This window comes from Prosthecobacter sp. (assembly GCF_044222565.1).
In the GTDB taxonomy this organism is placed as follows: Bacteria; Verrucomicrobiota; Verrucomicrobiia; order Verrucomicrobiales; family Verrucomicrobiaceae; genus Prosthecobacter.
Genome location: NZ_JBGANA010000001.1, coordinates 293,066 through 315,578, shown reverse-complemented (window position 1 = coordinate 315,578; position 22,513 = coordinate 293,066). Strand labels below are relative to the sequence as shown.

Genomic DNA, 22,513 nt, shown 5'->3' with positions numbered 1-22,513 from the left:
AGTTTTAACGTTTAGAAAGTATTTCAAACAGCCTTAAAAATTAAGTCACCATTAATTATGAAGTCCCAATTTTTTCACCGATCGCTCGTTATATCTCTATTGCTGCAATGGATTCCGTCATTACTCTTCTCTCAAGCGCTTACGAACCTGATTATTCAGCGTCAACACACCATTGCGCTTAACCGGTGGACTTTTGACGAGCCAAAGGAAGGGGACCCGCCATTTCTGGCAGAATATGACGGCAAGGTTATACAAGAAACCACCTTGCGAACTTCATACTTTCTTGACAGAATGAAGTTCGAAGCCGGGAGTATAGTGAAGGTTCTTCTGCCTCCTGGGAAAATGCCTGAAGATAATCTTCTCCGCAGAACATATTTTTTGCATGACGCTATCGATGATGGTGCCAGCCTTGTGTTTTATCAGGGAGGTAAGAAGCTAAATTACCACACGTTGATGTGTCAAAGCCTTAGGTTTGGTCCTATGGACAAAGATAAAGCATTGACAGGAGCTTTGAACACAGATACTGGGACGTATGTGTTGGATGGCAAAAAGTACTTCGACGGTCCTAGTGCAGCGGTTGCTTTGAAAAAGCTTCCCTTAGATGATCTATTGATCATGGTTCTTTTCCCTGCGGGGGATAACAAAATGACAAGGTCATTTGACCATCCGGACAAATCCGAAATAGATCGTTGCGTTGAATTTCTGAGAGAACAGAAAGTTAAGTTTGTGTCAGTTGGGGCGGCGGGCTTCGACGGCTGGTTAGTGCCGATTTATTCTCACTGAAATAAAAATGAACCAACGCGCCAATTTATAGTGCGGGATGTGTCAGCCAATTTGAAAAATTGAAATCAGACCAGTTATTGATTCGTCTGCTCCCCGCAGACTCACCTCTACGGGGCAGTTCCTCGGACTGTTTCAAACACCTGAATCCTTCGGTGTTTGTCGGGGAAAAGCGGGTCAGGGTGCAAATAATTGACAAAATTCAGCGGAAGGCTCATGAGGTAAATTGGTGCTGATCCAGAAATTCGCGCGGTGCCTCGGAAACTTGTGTGCGGGTCTTTTTGAGATCGAGGCGGCGGAGCTGCTGGCTGACGTTGGCGGCGGATTTCATGGCGAGGTTTTGGGCGAGCCATTGCTGGGAGACGGTGGTGCGGCGGGAGAGGAGATTGGCGTGGCTTCATTTGAGTAGGTGTGCGCCTGTGGTCGAAGGTCCTGTTCATTCAGGCAGTATGATTTATCGAATCGAAAGGGGTGGATGATCGTTCAATGGGTACTATGAAAACTGCATCCATCTCTTTGCTTACCGGGGTCGTGCTGGCATCTGCCTGGCCTGCCGTGGCACAACAGCCTGCGGAAACTATTCTGCCGGCGATCGTTCCTGCGGGTCAGTCTGCCGTCGTGAAGGCGGAAGCTGCTCCGATTGCGCAATCCAAGAAGGTGACCGCTCCCACGGGGGTGGTGGTCAATCCAACTCCCGTGAGGCCTGCGGTCAATGCTCCGCATGCGACGGTGTTTTCGGAGAACAGCGCTCCGAAGCCTGATCTGACGGTGCATTACTATCTGCCGGTAGGGGCCGTGTCTCCTGAGTCGGGGATCCGCACGTATCCGGGCAACACGGCGGCGCACCTCACCAACGGAGCAACGCGGAGTTCCAGCGGCATCCCTGCGGGCAGCACTTTTGCGAGGCTTGCCGGGAGCAATGGTTCGAGATCGGCCCGGGGCTCGACGAAGGCGCCTACGGTGAGAACTCCTTGAGAGGAGTGGCGGGGAATGTTGTTAAGCTGGAGCGCACCTGTCCATGGGATGGGTGGCGCTGCTGCTTTGCCGCTGGGGGAGATGCGGCGTTCGGGGTGCAGGGGACTCTGATTTTGACAACGCTAGAGGTGAGAAGACCGCAGAGAAATCCTCCTGAATCAAGGCTCTCGGATTTTCCATTTCCGCAGTGGATATATTCAGCCCTTCTCTAGGTGAACGTCCTTTCGAGAATCGGTCGGGAGCTGATCTTCTTGCTGCCATCCGTGATGGAGGACTGGTGCGATACGTGTGTATGAAACGGCTCCTGAGGTGCCTGCCAAAACACGCACTGCCCGTGCTGCTCATGATGTCCTGCGGGCTGACGAGCTGCGCGCAGCCGTGCCCGATGAGGCAGAGCAGGTGGCCTTCGTGGCTGCCGCCTTTTTCGAGGCGCTGCCCATGCCCCAAACCGGCGCCGGAGCAGCGGATCGTGGTGAGTGTGGAGGAGCAGACGCTGCTGACGTTTGAAAACCAGGTGCCGAAGAAGCGCTACCCGGTGAGCACGTCAAGATTTGGTGTGGGTGACAAGATGCGCTCCAATCTGACGCCGCTGGGGCGGCTGGAGGTGGCGGAGATCATTGGGGAAGGCCTGCCGAAGGGGGCGCTGCTGCGGGGACGGGTGCCGACGGGTGATGTTGTGAGGCCGAACACGCCGGGATATGACGCGATCGTGACGCGCATTTTGCGGCTGCGCGGGAAGGAGCCTGGCAATGCGCGGGCGCTGCAGAGGTGCATTTACATTCATGGGACCACGGCGGAGAAATGCCTGAAAAGCCCGGTGTCATGGGGGTGCGTGCGGATGAGCTCGCGGGATGTGATTCATCTGGCGCATTGGGCGAGGCCTGGTACGCGGGTGGACATTCTCCAAGGAAGGATGCCCGCCCCGGAGGCGCTGCCGGAGTAACCCTAGACCAACTCTCAAAAATCTTGTCACATTGCCCGGACGGCGGAGCGGCCCCACTGGCTGCGTTGGTCGCTTGCCTGTTATTCTTCAATAGCAGACGGCGCTCCCGCCTTGCCACTGGGGCCGCTGCGCTCGCCGGTTCAATATGACAATCTTTTCGAGAACTGGTCTAGAAACGGAGATGGCAGCCTACGGAATACACGGAACAAACGGAAATCAGACAAAGATCCAAAATTGGACGCATCACCTTTGGAGTGTGTGGTTAAAATTTTTTTCCGAGTACTTCGGGTGTTCGACAGGCCATCCATTCCCGTTTTTAGGTTAACTGATGCGGAAGGGCGCGGAGAGAAAATTTTTATCTGTGAAGCATACAAACGGCGTGCCTCTTTGGTGCGAAGGTATGGAAAACCAAAGGAGTCAATATGTTGTCATGGGCTGCTACTTTTCTTATCATCGCCCTCATCGCCGGGGTTCTGGGTTTCGGCGGACTGGCCGGAACGGCGACGGGGATCGCACACATTCTCTTCGTGCTGTTCATCGTTCTTTTCCTTGTTTCCCTGCTGCTGGGACGGCGTGCGCCTCCGGTGTAGCCGGGAAGAGATGCCTGGTGGAATGATGAAGCGCCAACCAGGCTGTGCCGCAGACGATCGAGTGAGAACGACCGCTGTTGATCTTCGCTGCAATCGGCTGAACTTTTTCATACAGCCGGAGAGAGTGACCTGAACGAACTCAACCTGACGCCCTCCCGCACTCGAGTTTTAATACGCATGACCCAGAAGCACTTCGATGAACCACCTCTTTGCGAATATTGAGATTCAGGGCTCGCTCACGTTTTCGAAGGAACTGCAGATGGATGGCAGAATCGTCGGAGACGTGCACTCCACCGGTCCGCTCGTGATCGGCGAGCAGGCCGTGATCAAGGGGACGGTGAACACCCGAAGCGTGGTGGTGCGCGGAAGCGTGGAGGGCAACATCACGGTGGAAGAGAGGTGTGATGTGAAGTCCACGGCGACGGTGCTGGGAAACATCACGGCTGCTACTTTTTCGATTGAGGAAGGTGCGACATTCTGCGGGCACTCGCGTGTGCGGATGCCGGCTGCGCCTGCCGAAAGAACACTCAAACGCTAACACACTGCTTGAACACTCCAGCACCCACCCCCAAGACTTCTCCCTCGACGCGGCTGCGGCTTGCTGTTGTGGATGATCATGCGATCATCCGGGGGGTGTTTGTGACGCTGGTCGAGGACGCGCCGGACCTCATCATGGCATGGACGGCGTCTTCGATCGCGGAAGCGTCGGAGAAGATTCGCTGGGACGCTCCTGATGTGCTGGTGATGGACGTGGGGCTGCCTGACGGCAACGGCTTTGACTTCACGACGGAAGTTTTGACGCGACTTCCTGATCTTCCCATTCTGATGGTTTCCGCGCAGGAGGACCGGAGCTTTCCGGGGCGCGCGGCTGCTGCTGGCGCCAGGGGCTTTATTCCCAAGGAGGCTTCTCTGGAGCAGCTCATCGAGGCGGTGAATACCATTCAGCAGGGTGGGGAGTGGTTTTTTGAGGATGGAAGGAACTGAGGGGGGGGCACCGCGCAGAAGATGAGGAGCCGTTTTGGCTCCTTCCATGCAAGCGCGTCTCTCCATGCCATTCGATAGCACAAGATGCCATTGTTCATGGCGGGGCCTTTCTGTGAATGCCTGATGCTACCAAAGCGAGAGCTTTGTGAAGAAGGTGTTCAGCTTTTGCCAAGGCCAGGGTTGGGCCTGTTTTGTGCCGGCATGGAAAACGACGCGATAACCTGTGGTGTCGTGCCATGCGTCCGCGTTCCAGTTTTCGTCGAAGACGAGGTTCTTGCCTTCCTCCAGAAGGTACATCCTATTGGCCACCTGAAAGCGCAGCTCGTCATCTGGCTCCGGCACGAGCATGTCATCACCTGAGCGAAGGACGCCGGCCCATTCCACCTGAAGGCAGGACTGGGGTTTAGACGGAAAAAACCAGTCCTTGAGGGAGAAGCGAGCGCTTGGGGCGGAGAGGGATTTCATGAGGCTTGGCATGGGAAGGATGAATGAGGTGACCTCTTCCAATCGCCGCCTGCTGGAGGAGCGGATGCACGCGTTTTGCATGTTTTCCATATGCCCACCGGGGTGCTCCAAAGGTGTTGGCAGCGATCAGTAAAAGCGAATGGCGTCCGTGCCTGATGCCTGAAAAAAGTGAGTCCTGACTGACGAGGTGCGTCAGTCAGGACTGATGGCACTTCGGTTGCTCAGTCCATCGCTGGTCGAGCTGCTTTTCGTGCCACACTGAAGACATCGTGATGAGAGCGAAAGTGGATGGGTGCACTCATGGAAATCGACGGCCCCAAAAAAATGCCCTGGTCGGCGAGTTGCCGACCAGGGCGGGGAACAAACATGACGGAGGTTTTTTGGGGGGATGGGAGAACGAATGGCAGTCTTCGTCCCACCTTGTTTGTTCGCGGTGGAAATCGGTGCCCAAGTGCCCGCCGGATGTGTCATTTCCGAATCACGTCCGGCCACGGCATGCCGATTACAGATTGGCCTCACGGTTCACCCATTCAACGGCGGCACGCACGAGTTCAGGAGCGGTTTTGAGCTGAAGCTTGTCCTTGATGTGGGCACGATGGGTCTCGACGGTCTTGACACTGAGAAAGAGGGAGCGTGCGATCTCGCGGGTGCCACGGCCTTCGCCCACGGCGCGGAAGATTTCGAGCTCGCGATCACTGAGCTGTTCGACGGGAGAGCTGCCGACATTGCTGCCGCGGCCGTTGAGGAAAGTGTCCAGAAGACGCCCGCCGATGGCATCGCTCAGGTAGAGGCTGCCGCTGAGCACGCGGCGGATGGCTTCGATGACTTTTTCGGAGGGGGCGGCCTTCATCACATAACCGCGTGCGCCGGCACGGAGTGCGCGCTCCGCGTAGATGCTCTCTTCATGCATGGAGACCATGAGGGCCGGGAGGACGGGGTGCAGGGCGCGGATGGACTTCATCAGCTCAATGCCGTTCGTGCCCTGGATGGAAATGTCCAGAACGACAATGTCGGGTTTCAGATCCTCCACAGCGGTGAGCGCATGCGCGGCGGAACAGATCTCACCGCAGACATGAAGATCCGCCTCGTGGTTGATGAGCTGGCTGATGCCATTGCGAAAGATAGGGTGGTCATCCACGATCAGAACCCGCCGTTTGGCCGGCGCAGCGACGGGTTCCGGTGCAGCCGGTGGAGGCTGGGGAGGAGATTTGACGGCTGTTTTTGGCATGGTAGTCAGGGGTGAAAGTGCGGTGCTGTCAGGTGTTGGAAAAGCATTCAAATGGTCAATCTGCAGACGGCAGGCGGCAGCGTATGACGGTGCCACCGGCGGGACGGGCCTCCAAGGTGAGCGTGGCACCGATGGAGCTGGCACGATAGCGCATGAGCTTGAGGCCCAGCCCTGATGTCTGGTCAATGTCCGGCGGCATGCCGATACCGTCGTCCGTGATGGAAAGCATGATGTCCCTCTGCCGGATGCCAAGATGGATGCTGATATTGCGTGCGCGCGCATGCCGGGAGGCGTTGACGACGGCCTCCTGAACAATGCGGTAAAGATGCATGGCCACGGAGTTGTCCTGAACCGGAACGGGCTCGTGACAGTGAAGCACATAGCGGGTCTGTCCCGGCACATTGTACCTGGCGGCCAGATCCCGAAGCGCGGTGACGAGGCCGTTGGCGTCCACATCCACGGGATTGAGTCCGCGCGCCACGTCCCGAGCATCGTTGGTGGCGCTGCGGATGAGGCCGGCAATTTCCCTGAGCTTGTCCGCGGTTTCGGCGTCCGCCCTCTGCCCGCATACGTCGCTCAATGTGGCGGCCATCATGCCGACGCCGGAGAGATGCTGGCAGACGCCATCGTGCAGGGCCTGACCGAGGCTGCGGCGTTCTCGTTCGCTGATCTCGGTGATTTCGTGCTCCAGGCGCTGGCGCTCCTTGTATTCGTGATGCAGCTCCCTGTTGGTGTTGCGGAGTTCGGAGATGTCCCGAAGGATGAGTGTGACGAGGGGGGCGCCGCCGGCGATGGGAGGGGAGATGGATGCCTCGATGGGAAACTCGCTGCCATCTGCCCGGAGACCGCGGAGCTCGCCTAGGGCGCCAGCCGCGGCCAGAGCGCGGATGTGGCAATCCTGACCGGGATGAAACAACCGGCTGAGAGGCTGGCCGCGCACTGCCGCCGCAGAGAGCCGGAACATGCGCACTGCTGCAGCATTGAAGAGAACGATGTGCTGGTTCTCATCGACCGAGATGACCGCCTCAGTGAGTGCATCCAGAATGGAAGCCATGCGCCCTTCACTCCAGCGCAGAGCCTCCTCCGCGTCATTGCGGGAGGTGAGGTCTGTGATGGCCACGAGGTGGCAGCTTTTCTCAATCACCGCCGCAGGGTTGGTGGCCAACTGCACCAGCTTCACCTGGCCGGAGGCGGTGCGGAGCTGCAGTTCTGTGATGATCTTCTCCTCCCGGGGAGGCGCGGCACCACAGCGCTGAAGATGCGTGTGAAACAGCTCACGGTCTTTTCGGCGATTGAGAAGGCCGGAAAAGCCGATGTGCTCCAGGTGCTGAAGCTCGCGTCCGAGAAGGCTGGCAGCGGCGGCATTGATCTGCTCGATGCGACCTTTGGAATCAAGCGTGACGTAGCCGACGGGAGAATGGTCAAAGAGTAGCCGGTTCTGCCTGCCATGCGACTCGCTTTCTCCAGGAACTGCGCACAGGTCCTGCTTGCGGGGTTCCAGGAGGCTCTGATTTTCTGCGAGCAACCGTTTCTGCATGCCTCTTTCCGCCGAAGGAACCAGGGGAGAAACGCCGTCCTGATTCCGCGGCAGTTTGGAGGGGGAACTCTTCGCGAAAACGGCCTGTTTCGCCCTCGTGGCGGAGGGACGTCGCGTGGTGGACGTGGACCTGGCCTCTGGTCGAGCTTTCATGGTTTTTGCGCCACAGCGGTGGCGCATTTCTTCCTGGCCGGGAGAGTGAAAGGCATGTGAGGGAGGCGGGAAGAAAGGGGGATCATGGAAAGGTGATGGTGGGCGGAACTGTGGCTGCGTGCTCGGGAGGCAGGGGGCGTCGGAATTTAGCCTGCCCGTTCATGATCAACACAGTCAGGGGGTCAAGGTGTGGGTGTCAGCGTGGGAGTACTCCTGCTCTGCCTGCCTCCAGTGCTGTTCTTCACAGCCAACCGGGCAGCCTTGCTGCTGCCAGATTTTGTAGGCCAGCGCTGCGATCTCCTCCCGCTGATGACGGGAGCTTGAGGTGACATTTCCGCCAGCCATTGTGCTGCTGGAAAGAGTGTGCGAAACAGCATCGCGACCGGGCGCATTTTTTTTACCGGGGCCCTCCTGTCTGACTCCCGCAGTCCTGGTGATGGTTTGCGTTTTCATGGTGGTTCAAGAAAACTAAGATGGCCTGTTTTGAGGGCGTCACAATCGGGTGGCTGCCTGCTTGGCTTATCAGGCGAACCCCTAGTGGCCGCGGTGGGCCACGGCCACGGACTTTGGGCGGAAAACTCTCAGCGAGCGGGCATCAGACCGGTGCCGAGTGACGGGCCAGCAGGTCGAGCAAAGCTTCGGCCGTGATGGGTTTGACCACGTGTTCGGTGAAACCCGCGGCGCGTGCGCGGGCGATGTCTGCCTCCATGCCGTAGCCGCTCATGGCGACGGCGGGGATGTTTGAGGACTGGCGCAGGGAAGAGATCACCTCCAGGCCGGTTCCATCCGGCAGACCGAGATCGCTCAGCAGGATGTCAAAGGAATCGTGTGCAAGAATCTGGCACGCCTGGGCCACGGTGGCGGCCGTGGTGACATGATGGCCCCAGCGCGTCATCAGCCGGAGGAGAACTGCACGCGTGTCTTCATGGTCTTCGACCAGAAGCACCCGGAGAGGGCGGGTCTGTGCGGCGTCACTGAGCACGGGGCGGGTCACTGCAGGCATGGTGTCGTCAGTAAGAACAGGCAGCTCAACGCTGAACGTCGCCCCCTGATCGTGCCCGCCGCTACGTACGCTGATCTTGCCGCCGTGGGCTTCGACGAGCCCCTTTGCGACGCTCAATCCAAGACCCAGACCGCCGAAGCGTCGTGTGGTGCCTGCATGGCCCTGACGGAAGGGGTCGAAAATTTGCGGCAGAATGTCCGAGGCGATGCCGATGCCGTTGTCCGCCACTTCGACGCGTACCGTCGACTCTGTTTTTACGCTGCGTATGGTCACCTGCCCGCCTTCGGGCGTGAACTTGGCTGCGTTGGCCAGCAAATTGCAAAACACCTGGGAAAGGCGGGCGGCATCTCCACGCACCAGGGGGCGGCCTTCCGCAAGCTCCAGGGTCACGGCAAGGTCCTTTTTGCGCAGGTCCGCCTGAGTAATCGCCAGCGCATCCCGCAGCACTGTGTGGATGTCCACCGGGGTGGAATTGATGCGCAGCTTGCCGCGGGTGATGCGGGTGACGTCCAGCAAATCGTCCACCAGACGGGCCTCCAGCTCAATGTTGCGGCAGACCAGTTCGAGCGAGCTGCGAAGTTCTTCTTCATTTTCTGCAGGTGTGGAAATGAGGGAGGACACCGCCGCCAGCGCCGGCGTCAAAGGCGTGCGCAACTCATGGCTGAGCACCGCCAGAAAATTGTCCTTGGCAGCGTTTGCGGTTTCCGCGGCAGATTTAGCAGCAGCCAGTTCGCGGACCATCACCGCCATGTCGAGCGAGCGGGAGTCGAGGGCATTGCGAAGAGCGTCACGCGTGAGCTTGGTCTGAAGCTGATTGCGCACGCGGCTGCGGAGCTCGTCTGTCAAAAACGGTTTCATCACGTAATCCTGCACGCCTTCGATGAGCAGGTTCATCTTCATTTCTTCATCCGCCTTGGCGGTGAGCAGAATCACGGGCACATCCGCGAGGTGCTCATCCCCGCGCAGGGTGGTCACAAGCTCCTCTCCCGTCATACGCGGCATCATCATGTCCGTGATGATGAGGTCCGGGATTTTTTCCTTCACCGCTGCCAGCGCGGCCACGCCATCCTCGGCGGACCGCGTCCGCGCATCCGGCTGGAGCACGCGGCAGATGAAGTCCCGCATGTCCTGATTGTCCTCCACCACGAGCACATCCGGGAGATCTTTGTCAGAGGTTTCAGGCGTGGAAGCGCCCGCCACATGTTCTTGAGAGGGAGAGTTTGCCAGGCGGCGCAGCACTTCATCCGTGCCCAACCAAGGCGAGGTCTCGACCTCGACCCCGCCGGGGGCTTTCCGGGGAAGGCGTACGCGAAACTGAGCGCCGCCTGCAGCACTCTGTCCGACGGTGATCGAGCCACCGTGCATTTCCACAAACTCCTTGGTGATGGACAGGCCGAGACCCGTGCCGCCATAGCGCCTCTGGGTGTCTTTGTCACCCTGCTGGAAGCGCTCGAAGATCCCATCCCGCAATTCAGGGGGGATGCCCGGGCCGGCATCTTCCACCGTCAGCGTGAGGTGATCGCCATCCTCCATCAGGGCAAGGCGCACGACGCTGTCATTGGGGGAATATTTGAAGGCATTCGACAGGAGGTTCATGAACACGCGCTGAACTTTGTCCGCGTCCACCTCCACCTGGGTTTCAGCGGGCGTCTGCAACTCGACACGGATGCCGCGTTCACTGACGACGGACTCAAAGATGCTGGCCATGGCCCGCGCCATGGCGGAGAGGTCCAGCCGCGAGTACTGCAGCTCGAGCTTGCCCGCCTCGAGTTTCGAAACGTCGAGAAGATCGTTGACGTGTTTGTAGAGAAGCAGCGCATTGCGGCGGATCACCGTGAGCTCGCGTCTGGTGGACTGGTCGGGTTTCAGCTGCAAAAGCCTGTCAACCGGGGAGAAGATGAGGGCGAGCGGAGTGCGGAGTTCGTGGCTGACGTTTGCAAAAAAATTCGTCTTGATCTGATCCATCTGCTTCACCTTGGAGTACAGTTCGTTCAGCTCCTTGTAGGCCTGCTCCAGCTTCCCGCGGTTCTCGGCCGACTGGCGCGCGACATCCATGAGGGACAGGATGCGAGGGACGAGCGGGGGCAGCACCAGTGCCGTGGTGACGGAGGCGACAGCGGTGATGAGCTTGACCCAGCCCGAGAGCCAGTAGCGCGGATTGGCGGCGTTAAGCGTCCAAACCTCCATGAAGTGCGTGGCACCGCAGGCAACGATGAAGGTGGCGAAGGCCAGCATCATCCAGTGGAAGGGCAGATTGTGGCGGGCGCGATAGACCAGCCACACGAGGGTGGCAGAGATGGCCACGTAAGCCAGGCCGATGAGCATGTCCGAGCCGCCATGCAGCAGCATCAGGTCCTTGTTGAACAAGTAGCAATGCGAATGGGGCATGAAAAAATCCCCCGCCTTGGTGCCGAGGGAAAGGGAGATCCCGGCTGCCAGGAGGAGAACGCTCGTGACGAAGATGACGTATTGAAGCAGCGATCGATGGTTCATAGAGGGCGGAGACCAAGCTGGAAGCCACCAGCGGCGGCATGCACTGGCCAAAGTATTACGACAGATGGTGCTTTAAAACAATGGAGTGCTTTTCCCAGGAGAGGATCCTTGCGATTGAAGAGAGCCGGGGCGACCGGGCGGAGTTGCTCGCAAGTTATTCCCACATCAGGAGGGCGCCTGATGCGACTCTAAGGTTTTTCGGCATTCCCTGCGGAGTTTCACGAGCGGCATCTGAGCGCCAGCGCCCATCAGTGGGCATGCCGCCCGGTTGTTCACACGACAGGAAGAATGATCTGTGACAGCAAGCAGGATTCAGCAGGCAAATATTCCTGTGTGAACGAAGCGTTGCAGGCTTTTAGCAGCCTCTTTGCCGACCATAGGCCCAGGCCATAGTGATCATGGCGCATCGCGGAAAAGGGCTGGCCCCAAGCGCCAGTCTCCACCGGCTCCTTTTTGGGTTCCTTCAATTCAAAGATCACCCTGCCGCCTTCGGAGCGGGCGCTGATCTTCAGCACTGCGCCACGGGAAAACGCCATCGCATTGAGAAGCAACTCATTGAACACGGTGGCGATGAACTCCACATCCACATCCACCTGCTCATCTCCCAGATGATCATCCCAGGTCACTTCAGGAGCGCCGGTGATTGAGGCGTGCTTTTCGCGCCAGATCTTCATCAGGGACCTGGCGGGTGTTTTGCCGATCGCGGGTGAGGGTTCCTGAACGATCATGGACAGGGTGCGCAGATGCTGCGCCAGGCCGCGGACCTGCTTGCGTACGCGAGCGACACTGGTGCCGGCTTCGCCATCGGGCACGAGCTCCTGTAGAAATGAAGCCTCCAAATCCAGGCTGTTGAGTCCGTTGCGAACATCATGTGTGTGCTGCCGCACAAAAGCGGCTACGCGTGACCAGGCAATGACGGATTCATCCATGCAATACTTTAAACTACGATTAACGATATAGCTTTAACGAAAATACGAAGCCCTCGAATTAAACGAGGGCACGAAAAATTGAGCGCAGCGACGGGACCTTCTCGCTCGTGGGAGTTGAAGATTGTCTTTAGCCTGCGGCGTGCCGCAGGCTCATGCTGGAAGAAAAATGGTAAGGCTGTGCATCTGCAGCCCAAGAAAAGGCGCGCTCGGCCCGCTCATGGAGGTGCCTGACGTCCATGTCACTCGGGTGTGCCTTGGTGGCCAGGGCGGCCTTGGAAATGGCGGCGTTTTCTGCTTCGTGCAGATCGTGGGCCTCTACATCGCATTGAAGCAGAAAGCGTCCGGTGCTGAGTTCGTGAATGATGGCGTGGTAGCTCATGACTTGTGTGGTTTGCGTGATGATCCTGCGAATCCCGGGCTATCACGATGGGAAGGGAAAACAGGATGACCGTGAAGGGCAAACCAGATCAAGGCCTCGGCATGCCGCGCACCGAACTGGTCGTAAACTTTCGTGATCAGCCTGCCCAAGGACATGGTGGTGTGTCTTGGTTTCACTTTCATGGGAGCCCGGAGTTCCAGGTGGATCGCACCCCGGCCTGCAGCTGGATGCCTCATTTTGCGGCATTTTGGGGAAACCCTGCGCGAAGATTCCGAAGAGGATGGAAAAGGAGGCACATCCAGATGCCGAGGGAGATGCGAATTTTCCGCACCAAACCCTGCACCGTGAACTGCACCCAGCGGCACTGTCCGTCCTTCTGGATGGAGGCGCATGGCTGGAACTCCCTATGAACATGCAAGCCTCCGCCGTCCCGAACGCCCCGGCAGCCGTCGAAGCTGGCAAGCGTCTGCTTGTCGTGGATGACCATCCGGTATTTCGGCACGGCATCTGCCAGTATCTCGGCCAAGTCAGCGAGATCACCATTTGCGCCGAAGCCAGCAACGCCCAGCTCGCACTGGAGGCCATGCGAAAGCATGGACCCGATGTGGTGTTGATGGATGTGTCCCTGCCTGGAACCAACGGCATCGAGCTGATCAAATACATGCTCGCCGAGCAGCCGAACCTGATCATTCTCATGATCTCGATGCATGATGAGTCGCTCTATGCACTGCGCGCCCTGCGGGCGGGTGCGAAGGGGTATCTGATGAAGCAGCAGACGATGGAGCATATTCTGGATGCGCTGCGCAAAGTTTGCGGAGGCGGCATCTATGTCAGTCCGCAGTTCAGCGAGAAGCTGATCTTCAAGTCGATAGCGGGAAGCACCGGAGAGTTTGGCTCACCAGTGGAAAAGCTGTCGGACCGCCAGCTCGAAGTGCTGCAGCTGTTCGGACGTCATAAATCGACGCGTGAGATCAGCGAGGCTCTGCACATCAGCGTGAAGACCATCGAAACCCATCGCACCCACATCAAGGAGAAGCTCGGCTTTAAGGATGCGGAGGAACTTATGGATTTTGCCACGGAATGGATCGCCACGCAGGAAGGCTGACCCCGCCTCCGCGGGACCCGTCCATTTGATGATTCAGCTGCGATCTGAGTCTGGCATGACACTCTTCACCAACCCAACCGCCCTTCAGATCGTTCGCATGATCCAGGCGCCGCGTGAGCGCGTCTATGCGGCGTGGACGGACACCAGCCTTGCACTGCGGTGGTGGGGGGCAGAGGGGTGCGAGACGGAGGAACTGGATCTGGATGCGTGGCGCGGCGGGACCTTCCGCTGGCTGCTGACCCGGCCTGATGGCAAAAAGAGCCTCGTCCGCGGAAAATACCACACGGTGCAGCCTCCGAAAAAGATCGTACACACATGGCAGTGGGTGGATGCACCGGCGTGGAAAGATGCCTGGAGCCTGGTCAGCATCGAGTTCTTGGAGAAGGAGAATGGAACTCTGACGGAACTCAGGCTCGTGCATGACAAACTTCCCAACGAGGAATCGCGTGATGGCCACATCGGCGGCTGGAACAGTGCGCTCGACAGGCTTGAGCGCCTCTTCGCGGAGCCGTCCTGATCTGCCCCCCCAAGTGTGGGCATGACATCTAAAGTCAGGTTTTGCCTGAACAAACGATCATAGAGGCTCCTGAATCGATGAAGGTGGCTCAAATGCGCTGGCAAGTGCAAACTGCACTGCACCGCGACCTCCAGGCGTGCACTCCAAACCAATCACCGCACATGAATAGCAAGACTGAACTCATTGAAGGCCTGCGCGACGCCTACGCCATGGAAAAGGCCATGGAGATCGCGCTGCAAAAACTGATGGTGCATCCGCACACTCATCAAGCCCTTCAGGTGCAGGCCTCGGAACACTGTGCAGCAACCCGAAGGCATGCCGACGCACTCGCAGCGTGCCTCAGGAGGCTCGGCTCGGAGGCGGCCTCGCTGCGGTCGGAAATAGCCCGGGGCATTGAGCTTATGCAAAGCATGGGGGCGGCCTTTGTCCGAGATGAACGAATCAAGAATGTGCTGACCGTGTTTGCCACGGAGCATTTCGAGATCGCCTGCCACTCCCGCCTTCGGGATGGTGCGCAGCATTTCGGACTGCTTGAGGTCGTGCGAATCTGTGACGAAATCCTGCTGGCGGAGAAACGGATCAGCAAATGGCTGGAATGCTACCTGCCACAGATCGCTGCTGACTGCCTGTGTGCAGAAGAAGACGAAGAGGAACTCCAGGCCGACAAGATCGCACCGGTCAACCCCGCTGCACAGTGGGAGTTTGCGCAACTGGGGCAGAACATGACTTTGTTTGGCGCCAGGCTGCCCCGCGCTGCTTGAAAGGGTAGATCCTCAGCTCAAGCGGAATCAATGGATGAGGCAGGGCTTGGACCAACTCTCAGAAACCTTGTCATATAGGCCTGACGGCGGAGCGGCCCCATGGGCTGTGTCCGGCGCTCGCCTTTTTTCAGATAGCAGCCTGCGCTACGGCCTTGCCACTGGGGCCGATGCGCTCGGCGATCTAAACGACCATGTTGTCGAGAACTGGTCTAAGCAGCCTGCAGCGTGTGAATGGCGCTGCGGGTACGAAACACCTGACGGAGTTTCTTGAGGCCAAGCTCCATGCGGGTTTTCACCGTGCCCAAGGGGGTGTGGGTGGCTTCCGCGACCTCGCGCTGGCTCATGCCCTGAAGAAAGGCCAGGACGATGACCTGCTTCTGAGCCTGGGGCAGGAGGGTAAGATGCTCACCCAGCACGCGACCCATGTCTGCCTGCTCGCAGTCGGCGGCGGCTGAATCATAGGTGGAGGAGGCGGATTGATGAATGGCATTCTCCATACGGTCTTTGGCGCGGCAGTAGGCCATGGAACGACGCAGATGGTCGATGGCACGGCGTTTGCCAAGCGTCATGATCCAAGCCAGCGGACGACCCTTGGCCGGTGAATAATGGTCAGCCTGGCGCCAGAGTTCGAAGAAGCATTCCTGCAAGACGTCCTCGGCGGCGCTGTCGTCATTGACGGTGCGCATGATCGCGCTCTTCAGCAGCCGGCGGTAGCGCTGCATGAGGGTTTCCAGAGCGGAGGCATCGCGCTGCTGGATGGCGGCCATCAGATCCTCATCCGGTGGCTGCTGAGCATCAAAATCGCTGCTGGGCGAGGACAAGAACGAGGAGGACGTGGTGAAAGATTTCATGTGGGACCGTTATCCGCAGGCCGGACACCCCACAACCCGACTCCGCCCTGTACACCACGTAGGGGTACGCCTGATGCCAGGGCTGTTCATTCGCGGACAACCCGACATGAAGCCAGGTCATGATGCGCAGATCCGGCGGGGCTGACGCACTGCTGCATTGATCTCCTTGCGCCGGTGACGAGGGGCAGCCTGCCTCTGGTGATGCTGCCGAGTCCGGCTAAACACGTTTTGCCGTCACGCGACGAATGGCGGCAATGAGCTCCCGCAGGTCAATAGGTTTGACCAAGTGCTCGGCAAAGCCAGCCTCACGGCTGCGGCGCATGTCCTCCTCCATGCCATAGCCGCTCATGGCTATTCCCGGGACCTGACGAACTTCACGTAGATGGCGCATAATTTCGTAGCCTGTGCCATCCGGCAGCCCCAGGTCGCTCACCAGAACATCAAACGGCTCCTTTGCGGCCAGTTTGATGGCGGTGTCCACGTTCGTAGCCTGAAGGACGGTGACTCCGGATCTGGTCAGCTGACGGCTGAGGATGCGCGCGGTGTCCGCGTGGTCTTCCACGAGAAGCAGCCGCAGCGGGGGGAGCGTCGCGCTTTCCGGCGGGGTCATCAGCCGAATTTTGGCCGTGGTTGTCATTGTTTTGGACGGCAGCTCAATGATGAACGTCGCACCCTGGCCGGCGCCGGCGCTTTCGGCACGGATGGCGCCGTGGTGCAGATCCATGAGGGCTTTGCTGATCGCGAGGCCAAGTCCCAAGCCGCCGAACTGACGGGTGATGTTGGGGCCGCCCTGCTCGAAGGCATTGAACACATGGGGAAGGCTTTCGGGGGGAATGCCGATGCCGTGGTCTTTGATGCGCACCTCGCAATACCCATCCATGCGCCGGGAGGTGCTGACGTGGATCGTGCCATTTTGGGGAGTGAATTTGATGGCATTTTTCACCACGTTCCACAGGACCTGCTGCAGGCGGGCGGAGTCCGCGGCGACCATGCCGACGCCCTCTTCGAGATCCGCCTCCAGAAAGACTGCGTGCTCGCGCAGCTGGGGCGCGCAGATGGTGCAAACCTGGCGCACCACCTCATTGAGATCCACCGCATCGATCACGAGATCCAGCTTGCCGCTGGTGATCCGGCTGAGATCGAGCAGATCGTCGATGAGCTTGGTTTCCAGTTCGATGTTGCGCTTGATCATCGTGAGGTCCTCACGCACTTCGGCGCTCAGGTTGGAAGCATGTTCCAGGGAGGCCACCGTGAGTAGCACCGGAGTCAGAGGTGTCCGCAATTCATGGCTGAGGACGGCGAGGAAGCGGTCCTTGCTTTGATTTGCCAGCTCGGCGGTGTCCTTGGCCTCGCGCAGCAGTGTCTCTGTGTTTTTGCGATCGGTGATGTCCAGGAGCATGTTGACGGCGCCAGTCACTTCTCCATCGGCATCGAAGATCGGGTCAGGGTAGGGGAGTACATACCGCCGGCTGCCATCGGGGCGCTCAATGATGATCTCGTCTCCCCTGACGCCGACGCCTTCATAAAGCGTGCGCGCCATTGGGCAGCGGTCCAGGGCGAGCGGCGTGCCATCGGGCTTGTACATGCGCAGTGAACCGCACCACAAATCTTTGCCGATCTCCGGCTCGCGCCCCCAAAGCTCGACTGCGGCAGCATTGTAAAGCTGAATGAAACCCTCCCGGTCACAGGTGTAAACAGCTGCGGGAAGCCCCTGGATAAGACTCCGATATCGACGCTCGCTGAGCTGCAGAGCCACCTCGGCGCGGCGGCGCTCGGTCACGTCCGTATTGGTCTCGAGGATGGAAGCCGGCCGGCCCTCGGCATCCCGATCCAGCACCCAGCGGGTGTTGTCGATGATGACAGAGCCATCTTTCCGCACGTGCTTTTGCTCACCGATCCAGCGGCCGTTGCGATAAAGCTGCTCTTTGATCTGCTCCAGGGGCTTGGGGAATTCGGTGCGCAGCAGTTCGTGTTTCAGTCTTCCCACCGCCTCCTCACGGGTGAAGCCGTAGGCATGCTCGGCCCCCTGGCTCCAGTATGTGATGCGGTTCTCCAGATCGCGGACAAAGATCGCGTCAAAACTAAGGTCCAGCAGGCGAGACTGCTCCGCCACTCTTTCTTCGGCCCGCTTGCGCTCGGTAATGTCACGGATGGTGGCCAGAATGCCGATGTCCTTTCCTTCTGAATCGATCAGGCGGATGACCACGGACTCGACGTGGATCATGACGCCGTCGCGTTTGATGTGGGTGATCTCCCCGCGCCATTTGCCGGTGTCATTCAGCTCCTGCAGCGCGGCCTTCTCGGTCTCCGGGCTGCTCCAGCCCGGCGTCCACATTTCCCGGTAGCTGCGGCCCAGGATTTCATTGGAGTTCACGCCATACTGCTTTTCCGCCGCGGCATTGAGGTAGGTGACATTCCGCTCGGGATCCATCGCCACGACGGCATCGCTGATCTGGGAGAGAATGTCCCCGCGAAACTGATTGGCCTCTGTTTCGGTGCCAAGGAGGGTGAAGATCTGGGTCCCGGCCTGGCCCTGCACCACCAGGGCATCCACTTCTCCGTTATGAATCGCGCGCAAGGTTTCTTCAGCCTCCTCGAGGCGCGCCTGCAGATCTGCATTCGCCGCCCGCAGCCGGTCTATCTCTGCTGCTGAATCTTCGGCCGTGCTCATGACTTCGGTGGTGCTTCCCCTGCTTTACGCAGGTCCAGGCCCAGCAGGATGCGCTCGGTTTGGGACATGTCTCCAATGAAACGGCGCAGAGGGAGCGGCAGTTTTTTGATCAGCGTGGGAGCGGCGATGATCTGCTCCCCGGCGGCCAGCGTGGGATTTTTCGAGATGTCCACCACCTCAAGATCGTAACGCCCCTCCAAATGCTCTTCGCAGATCTTGCGGATGCGCACGACGGCCCTGGCGGAAAGGGGGGAGTATCCCGTAATGTACAAACGGAGTACGTAGCGCTCCTTGTCAGCAGCTTCGATGGCGTCATTCGAGAAGGTCTGGACGCTGTCTGATGTGGAGGGCTTTTTCTTCATTCTTCGGAGGGTTTCAGAGATTTCGCCGGCTGCACGTCGAGGCCCACCAGGACGCGCTCTTCATTGGAAAGGTCGCCAATGATTTTTTTGATCGGTTCGGGGAGGCGGCGCACCAGGGTGGGAACCGCCAGGATCTGGTCACCGGCGGCGAGCTGAGGAGTCTTCAGCAGATCGACGACCTCGATGCGGTACTGCCCGGCGAGGTGAGTCTCGCACATGCGCCGCAGGTTGCTCAGAGCGGTCAGCGACTTGCTGGTCTGGCCGGCCACATACAGCCGAAGTTCAAATGCGGCCACGGGCTGCTTCGTGGAGGAAGAGGTGCGGGTCATTGTCTTGCTTGTGGCTTGTTGGAATTGGGTTTGCCGCGCAGCGCGGCCAGGGTCTGGACGTTGTGCAGTGCTTTTTTCACCTGCGAAACCTCCTCCTGAATGGAGAAGTTCATCTCCTCCTCCTGGGCCTCCAGCTCTGCCCGCAGCATGGCGATCTGAGCCTCCACCGCCTTGCGCTTGCTCGCGATCTGCCGGATCAAGCGCTGGCGGTTCTGTTCGCGAAGCTCATTGTCTGTGATCAACCGCGCCTCCTGCGCCGCCCGTGCGCTGCCAGTGAGCACGCGGTCATCGAGAAGGAAAACGTCGAGGAGATCAATGCCGTCCTCCGTGAGCACAAACTCGCGCACCTGGTTGGAATGGTGCATGCCGCGTGCTTTGAGAACATACAGGGTGCGGTTGCGCTCCCCGTTCAACTCAATGTTCCGCAGCATCAGCCACACGTCCATGAGAGAGGAGACGCCCACCTGCGAATCTTCGGGAGCAGGCGAAGCCGAGCTGCCGGTGGTGAGGCAGCAGAAAACCGCGGTGATTTGACGCTGCTTCAAATAATCAATGAGACGCATGAGGGTGGGCTTCACCGCCTCCTTGGAATCGTCGAACGTGAGGTTGCTGATCGGATCCACGGCGACCACTGCGGGTCGGAACTTACGCACCATGTCATGCATCATCACCAGATGCTGTTCAAGCCCCTGCAGCGTGGGCCGAGATGCATGGATGTCCAGAAGACCCTTTTTCACCCAATGCTCCAAATCAATGCCTATGGATTTCATGTTGCGGATGATCTGGCCGGCGGACTCCTCATACGCAAAGAGAAGAGCCCGCTCTCCGCGGCGGCAGGCAGCCTCCACAAACTTGGCGGCGATGCTGCTTTTTCCTGTGCCGGGCGAGCCGGAGACGAGCAGGCTGCTGCCGCGAAAAACCCCTTTGCCTCCGAGCATTTCGTCCAAGCGTGCGATGCCGGTGGAAACACGCTGGGAAGCCGCCTTGTGGTCCAGACGCAAGGATGTGATGGGCAGCACGGAGATCCCGTGGGCTGTGATTATGAAGGGGTATTCATTCATCCCATGCGTTGTGCCGCGGTACTTGAGCACGCGAAGCCTGCGGGTGGAGATCTGCGCTTCCACACGGTGGTCCAGCACGATCACGCAATCCGCGACATATTCCTCCAGGCCGTAGCGCGTCAGCATCCCCTCTCCGCGCTCACCGGTGATGACCGCGGTGATGCCCCGGTCCTTCAGCCAGCGGAAGAGGCGGCGCAGTTCCGCGCGCAACACCGCGTGATTCGGCAGGCCGGAGAAGAGGGCTTCGAGGGTGTCCAGCACGACGCGCTTTGCGCCGATGGAGTCGATCGCATGTCCCAGCCGGATGAACAGCCCTTCGAGATTGTACTCGCCCGTTTCCTCGATCTCAGTCCGCTCAATGTAAACATGATCGAGAACGATCTTTTTCCTCTGCACCAGGTGATCCAGGTCAAAACCGAGCGAACGCACGTTGGCGGTCAGCTCCGCGACGTTTTCCTCAAACATCATATATACCCCGCCCTCGCCCGCCATGGCCCCGCGCACCAGAAACTCCGTGGCCAGCAGCGTCTTGCCGCAGCCAGCACCGCCACAGAGCAATGTCGGCCTTCCGGCCGGCAGGCCGCCGCCGGTGATTTCGTCCAGGCCTTCGATGCCCGTGAGGGACTTGGGGATAAGCGTGTTCTTTTTTAGTTCTTCTTTTTTCCGTTTCATGCGTGGTGTGAATGCCGGATTTGTTCTCAAGGTAAACCGGCTTAATCTGCTATGGTAATTCGTGCGATCGCCTGCTGGAGGGCGGGAAATTCGATCGGTTTGGTCAGATGTTCCGCAAAACCCACCAGCCTGCTGCGCTCGATATCCTCATCCATGCCAAATCCGCTCATGGCGATCGCGGGCGGCAGGCGGCCAAGTTTTTTCCCAAGCCCCTCCAGCAACTCCGTGCCGCGCCCGTCTGGCAGACCGATGTCCGAGACCAGAATGTCAAATTCGTATTCGCGGGCCACCTCCATGCATTCCGCAATGCTGGAGGCAGTCCGCACCACATAGCCGCGGCGGAGCAGCAGGCGCTCGAGTGTGGAGAGGGTGTCGTGGTGATCTTCCACCACCAGGAGGCGCAGTCCGGAGGATGGCGTCACTTCATTGCTGTGGCTGCCGTGAATGTGCTGGCCCACCACGGAGCCAGGCAGCTGAATGGTAAACCTGGCCCCTCGGTCCGGGCCGTCACTGTGGGCCACGATGGCACCGCTGTGCATCTGCACCAGTGCTTTGCAGATCGCCAGGCCGAGGCCCAGACCTGTGTGCGAGTGCCGGGCACCCTGCTCAAAGGCGTCAAAAATCCGGTCGAGCTTTTCGCTGGCGATGCCCATGCCGTTGTCCGAAATCTCCACTCCGATCTGGCTGCCCGGATTGATGGAATAGCTGCGCACCTCGATGGTCCCGCCTTCGGGGCTGAACTTGGCGGCGTTGGTGAGCAGGTTCCAAAACACCTGCTGCAGACGCGCGAAGTCGCCGCGGACATAAGGATCCGGCGCCTCCAGCTTTTCGATGACTTTGATGCGGCGCGCATTGAGGTCCGCCATGCAGATGTCCAGGGCATGGCGCAGCACCTCGTGCACATCCACCGGCTGAAATTCGAGCCTCAGCTTGCCATTGCGAATGCGCGCCAGATCCAGCAGGTCATCAATCAGCCTGGCTTCAAGACGAACATTCCGGCGAATGGTGGCGATGTGCTCCTGGATGGCGGGAGGACAGTCGATCTCCTCAATCAAGGTGACCGCATGCACGATGGGGGAGAGCGGGGTGCGCAGCTCATGCGAGAGCATGGCCAGGAAGCGATCCTTTGCGGCATTGGCCTCCTCGGCTTCAGCCTGGGCGGACTCCGCGCGAATGCGGCGGTCGCGTTCTTCCGCCTCACGCACAAGGGCTTCATTGCGCGCGGCGAGCTCCACATTGGCCAGGCGCAGCGCCTCCTCGGCCGCCTGCGCGGTGCGGTTCATTTCGGCGAGTGCGCGCGTTTTGGCGAACAGCTCCACGAAGACATTCACCTTTGAGCGCAGCACGGCGGGGCTGATGGGCTTGGTGAGGTAATCGACCGCACCCACATCATACCCGAGCACCGCGTGCTCATCCTCACGATAATGGGCGGTGAGAAAGATGATGGGGATGTGCTGGGTGCGTTTGCGCTCCTTGATCATGCGCGCGAGCTCGATGCCGCTCATGTCGGGCATCTGGATGTCGAGCACGATCGCCGCAAAGTCACCGTTCATCAGTGCCATGAGGGCCTCGGCCCCGGTCTGCGCCTGGATCAAGGTATAGCTCGCCCCGTCCAGCACGCTTTCGAGCGCGATGAGATTTTTTGAATCATCGTCCACGACCAAAACGACAGGCAGCGGCTGAGCCGGCGTTGTGTGACTTGGGATTTGAAGGCTCATGAGGACG

Annotated in this window: 22 protein-coding genes; 9 read left to right on the top strand and 13 right to left on the bottom strand. The window is 59.3% G+C overall.

The window, feature by feature from the left end; translation table 11 throughout:
• Positions 1–57: 57 nt before the first annotated feature.
• From ACILSR_RS01240 to ACILSR_RS01215, 6 genes are all read left to right on the top strand, one after another.
• Positions 58–783, top strand: a complete 726-nt coding sequence (locus ACILSR_RS01240) for a hypothetical protein (RefSeq protein ID WP_395747898.1) — start codon at positions 58–60, stop codon at positions 781–783.
• Positions 784–1,275: 492 nt separating this feature from the next.
• On the top strand, positions 1,276–1,755 hold the full coding sequence (locus ACILSR_RS01235) for a hypothetical protein (RefSeq protein WP_395747897.1): 480 nt from the start codon (positions 1,276–1,278) through the stop codon (positions 1,753–1,755).
• 292 nt (positions 1,756–2,047) lie between these two features.
• On the top strand, positions 2,048–2,698 hold the full coding sequence (locus ACILSR_RS01230) for a L,D-transpeptidase (protein WP_395747896.1): 651 nt from the start codon (positions 2,048–2,050) through the stop codon (positions 2,696–2,698).
• A 422-nt stretch (positions 2,699–3,120) separates the two neighbouring features.
• Entirely contained in the window at positions 3,121–3,288 is a 168-nt protein-coding gene (locus tag ACILSR_RS01225) for a DUF1328 domain-containing protein (RefSeq protein WP_395747895.1), read from the top strand.
• Between the two features lie 196 nt (positions 3,289–3,484).
• A complete protein-coding gene (locus tag ACILSR_RS01220; protein ID WP_395747894.1) occupies positions 3,485–3,826 on the top strand; it encodes a polymer-forming cytoskeletal protein in 342 nt (113 codons plus the stop codon).
• Between the two features lie 8 nt (positions 3,827–3,834).
• On the top strand, positions 3,835–4,272 hold the full coding sequence (locus ACILSR_RS01215) for a response regulator transcription factor (RefSeq protein ID WP_395747893.1): 438 nt from the start codon (positions 3,835–3,837) through the stop codon (positions 4,270–4,272).
• A gap of 126 nt (positions 4,273–4,398) precedes the next feature.
• Here the strand turns inward: ACILSR_RS01215 and ACILSR_RS01210 are convergent, their stop codons facing one another.
• The 7 genes from ACILSR_RS01210 to ACILSR_RS01180 all read right to left on the bottom strand — a co-directional run bounded on the left by ACILSR_RS01210 (position 4,399) and on the right by ACILSR_RS01180 (position 12,459).
• Positions 4,399–4,737: an aspartyl/asparaginyl beta-hydroxylase domain-containing protein gene (locus tag ACILSR_RS01210; RefSeq protein ID WP_395747892.1), complete on the bottom strand. Its 339-nt coding sequence runs from the start codon at positions 4,735–4,737 to the stop codon at positions 4,399–4,401.
• A gap of 502 nt (positions 4,738–5,239) precedes the next feature.
• The gene (locus ACILSR_RS01205) at positions 5,240–5,965 is read right to left on the bottom strand and encodes a response regulator (protein WP_395747891.1); all 726 of its coding nucleotides are present in this window, start codon (positions 5,963–5,965) and stop codon (positions 5,240–5,242) included.
• Between the two features lie 55 nt (positions 5,966–6,020).
• Positions 6,021–7,502, bottom strand: coding sequence for a PAS domain S-box protein (locus ACILSR_RS01200; RefSeq protein ID WP_395747890.1), 1,482 nt, complete (start codon positions 7,500–7,502; stop codon positions 6,021–6,023).
• 327 nt (positions 7,503–7,829) lie between these two features.
• Positions 7,830–8,108, bottom strand: a complete 279-nt coding sequence (locus tag ACILSR_RS01195; RefSeq protein ID WP_395747889.1) for a DUF2934 domain-containing protein — start codon at positions 8,106–8,108, stop codon at positions 7,830–7,832.
• A 142-nt stretch (positions 8,109–8,250) separates the two neighbouring features.
• On the bottom strand, positions 8,251–11,151 hold the full coding sequence (locus tag ACILSR_RS01190; protein ID WP_395747888.1) for an ATP-binding protein: 2,901 nt from the start codon (positions 11,149–11,151) through the stop codon (positions 8,251–8,253).
• Between the two features lie 272 nt (positions 11,152–11,423).
• A complete protein-coding gene (locus ACILSR_RS01185; RefSeq protein WP_395747887.1) occupies positions 11,424–12,080 on the bottom strand; it encodes a hypothetical protein in 657 nt (218 codons plus the stop codon).
• 127 nt (positions 12,081–12,207) lie between these two features.
• Positions 12,208–12,459, bottom strand: coding sequence for a hypothetical protein (locus tag ACILSR_RS01180; RefSeq protein WP_395747886.1), 252 nt, complete (start codon positions 12,457–12,459; stop codon positions 12,208–12,210).
• Positions 12,460–12,865: 406 nt separating this feature from the next.
• Between ACILSR_RS01180 and ACILSR_RS01175 the strand changes: the two genes are divergently transcribed.
• The 3 genes from ACILSR_RS01175 to ACILSR_RS01165 are packed head-to-tail and all read left to right on the top strand — an operon-like array spanning position 12,866 to position 14,842.
• Positions 12,866–13,564 carry a response regulator gene (locus ACILSR_RS01175; protein ID WP_395747885.1) on the top strand — a complete coding sequence of 233 codons (699 nt, stop codon included), beginning with the start codon at positions 12,866–12,868 and terminating at the stop codon, positions 13,562–13,564.
• Between the two features lie 55 nt (positions 13,565–13,619).
• Positions 13,620–14,081, top strand: coding sequence for an SRPBCC domain-containing protein (locus ACILSR_RS01170; protein ID WP_395747884.1), 462 nt, complete (start codon positions 13,620–13,622; stop codon positions 14,079–14,081).
• A gap of 41 nt (positions 14,082–14,122) precedes the next feature.
• Positions 14,123–14,842, top strand: coding sequence for a DUF892 family protein (locus ACILSR_RS01165; RefSeq protein WP_395747883.1), 720 nt, complete (start codon positions 14,123–14,125; stop codon positions 14,840–14,842).
• A 209-nt stretch (positions 14,843–15,051) separates the two neighbouring features.
• Here ACILSR_RS01165 and ACILSR_RS01160 read toward each other — a convergent pair whose 3' ends face one another.
• The 6 genes from ACILSR_RS01160 to ACILSR_RS01135 all read right to left on the bottom strand — a co-directional run bounded on the left by ACILSR_RS01160 (position 15,052) and on the right by ACILSR_RS01135 (position 22,506).
• Positions 15,052–15,693 (bottom strand): RNA polymerase sigma factor, encoded by a 642-nt coding sequence (locus ACILSR_RS01160; RefSeq protein WP_395747882.1) that lies wholly within the window; start codon positions 15,691–15,693, stop codon positions 15,052–15,054.
• Positions 15,694–15,910: 217 nt separating this feature from the next.
• The gene (locus ACILSR_RS01155) at positions 15,911–18,364 is read right to left on the bottom strand and encodes a PAS domain S-box protein (protein ID WP_395747881.1); all 2,454 of its coding nucleotides are present in this window, start codon (positions 18,362–18,364) and stop codon (positions 15,911–15,913) included.
• Positions 18,361–18,726: a circadian clock KaiB family protein gene (locus ACILSR_RS01150; RefSeq protein WP_395747880.1), complete on the bottom strand. Its 366-nt coding sequence runs from the start codon at positions 18,724–18,726 to the stop codon at positions 18,361–18,363. Before ACILSR_RS01150 ends, ACILSR_RS01155 begins: the two co-directional genes overlap by 4 nt.
• The gene (locus tag ACILSR_RS01145; protein ID WP_395747879.1) at positions 18,723–19,055 is read right to left on the bottom strand and encodes a circadian clock KaiB family protein; all 333 of its coding nucleotides are present in this window, start codon (positions 19,053–19,055) and stop codon (positions 18,723–18,725) included. The genes ACILSR_RS01150 and ACILSR_RS01145 overlap by 4 nt, the downstream gene beginning before the upstream one ends.
• Positions 19,052–20,788, bottom strand: coding sequence for a circadian clock protein KaiC (kaiC, locus tag ACILSR_RS01140; protein ID WP_395747878.1), 1,737 nt, complete (start codon positions 20,786–20,788; stop codon positions 19,052–19,054). The genes ACILSR_RS01145 and kaiC overlap by 4 nt, the downstream gene beginning before the upstream one ends.
• A gap of 41 nt (positions 20,789–20,829) precedes the next feature.
• Positions 20,830–22,506: a response regulator gene (locus ACILSR_RS01135; protein WP_395747877.1), complete on the bottom strand. Its 1,677-nt coding sequence runs from the start codon at positions 22,504–22,506 to the stop codon at positions 20,830–20,832.
• Positions 22,507–22,513 lie beyond the last annotated feature (7 nt).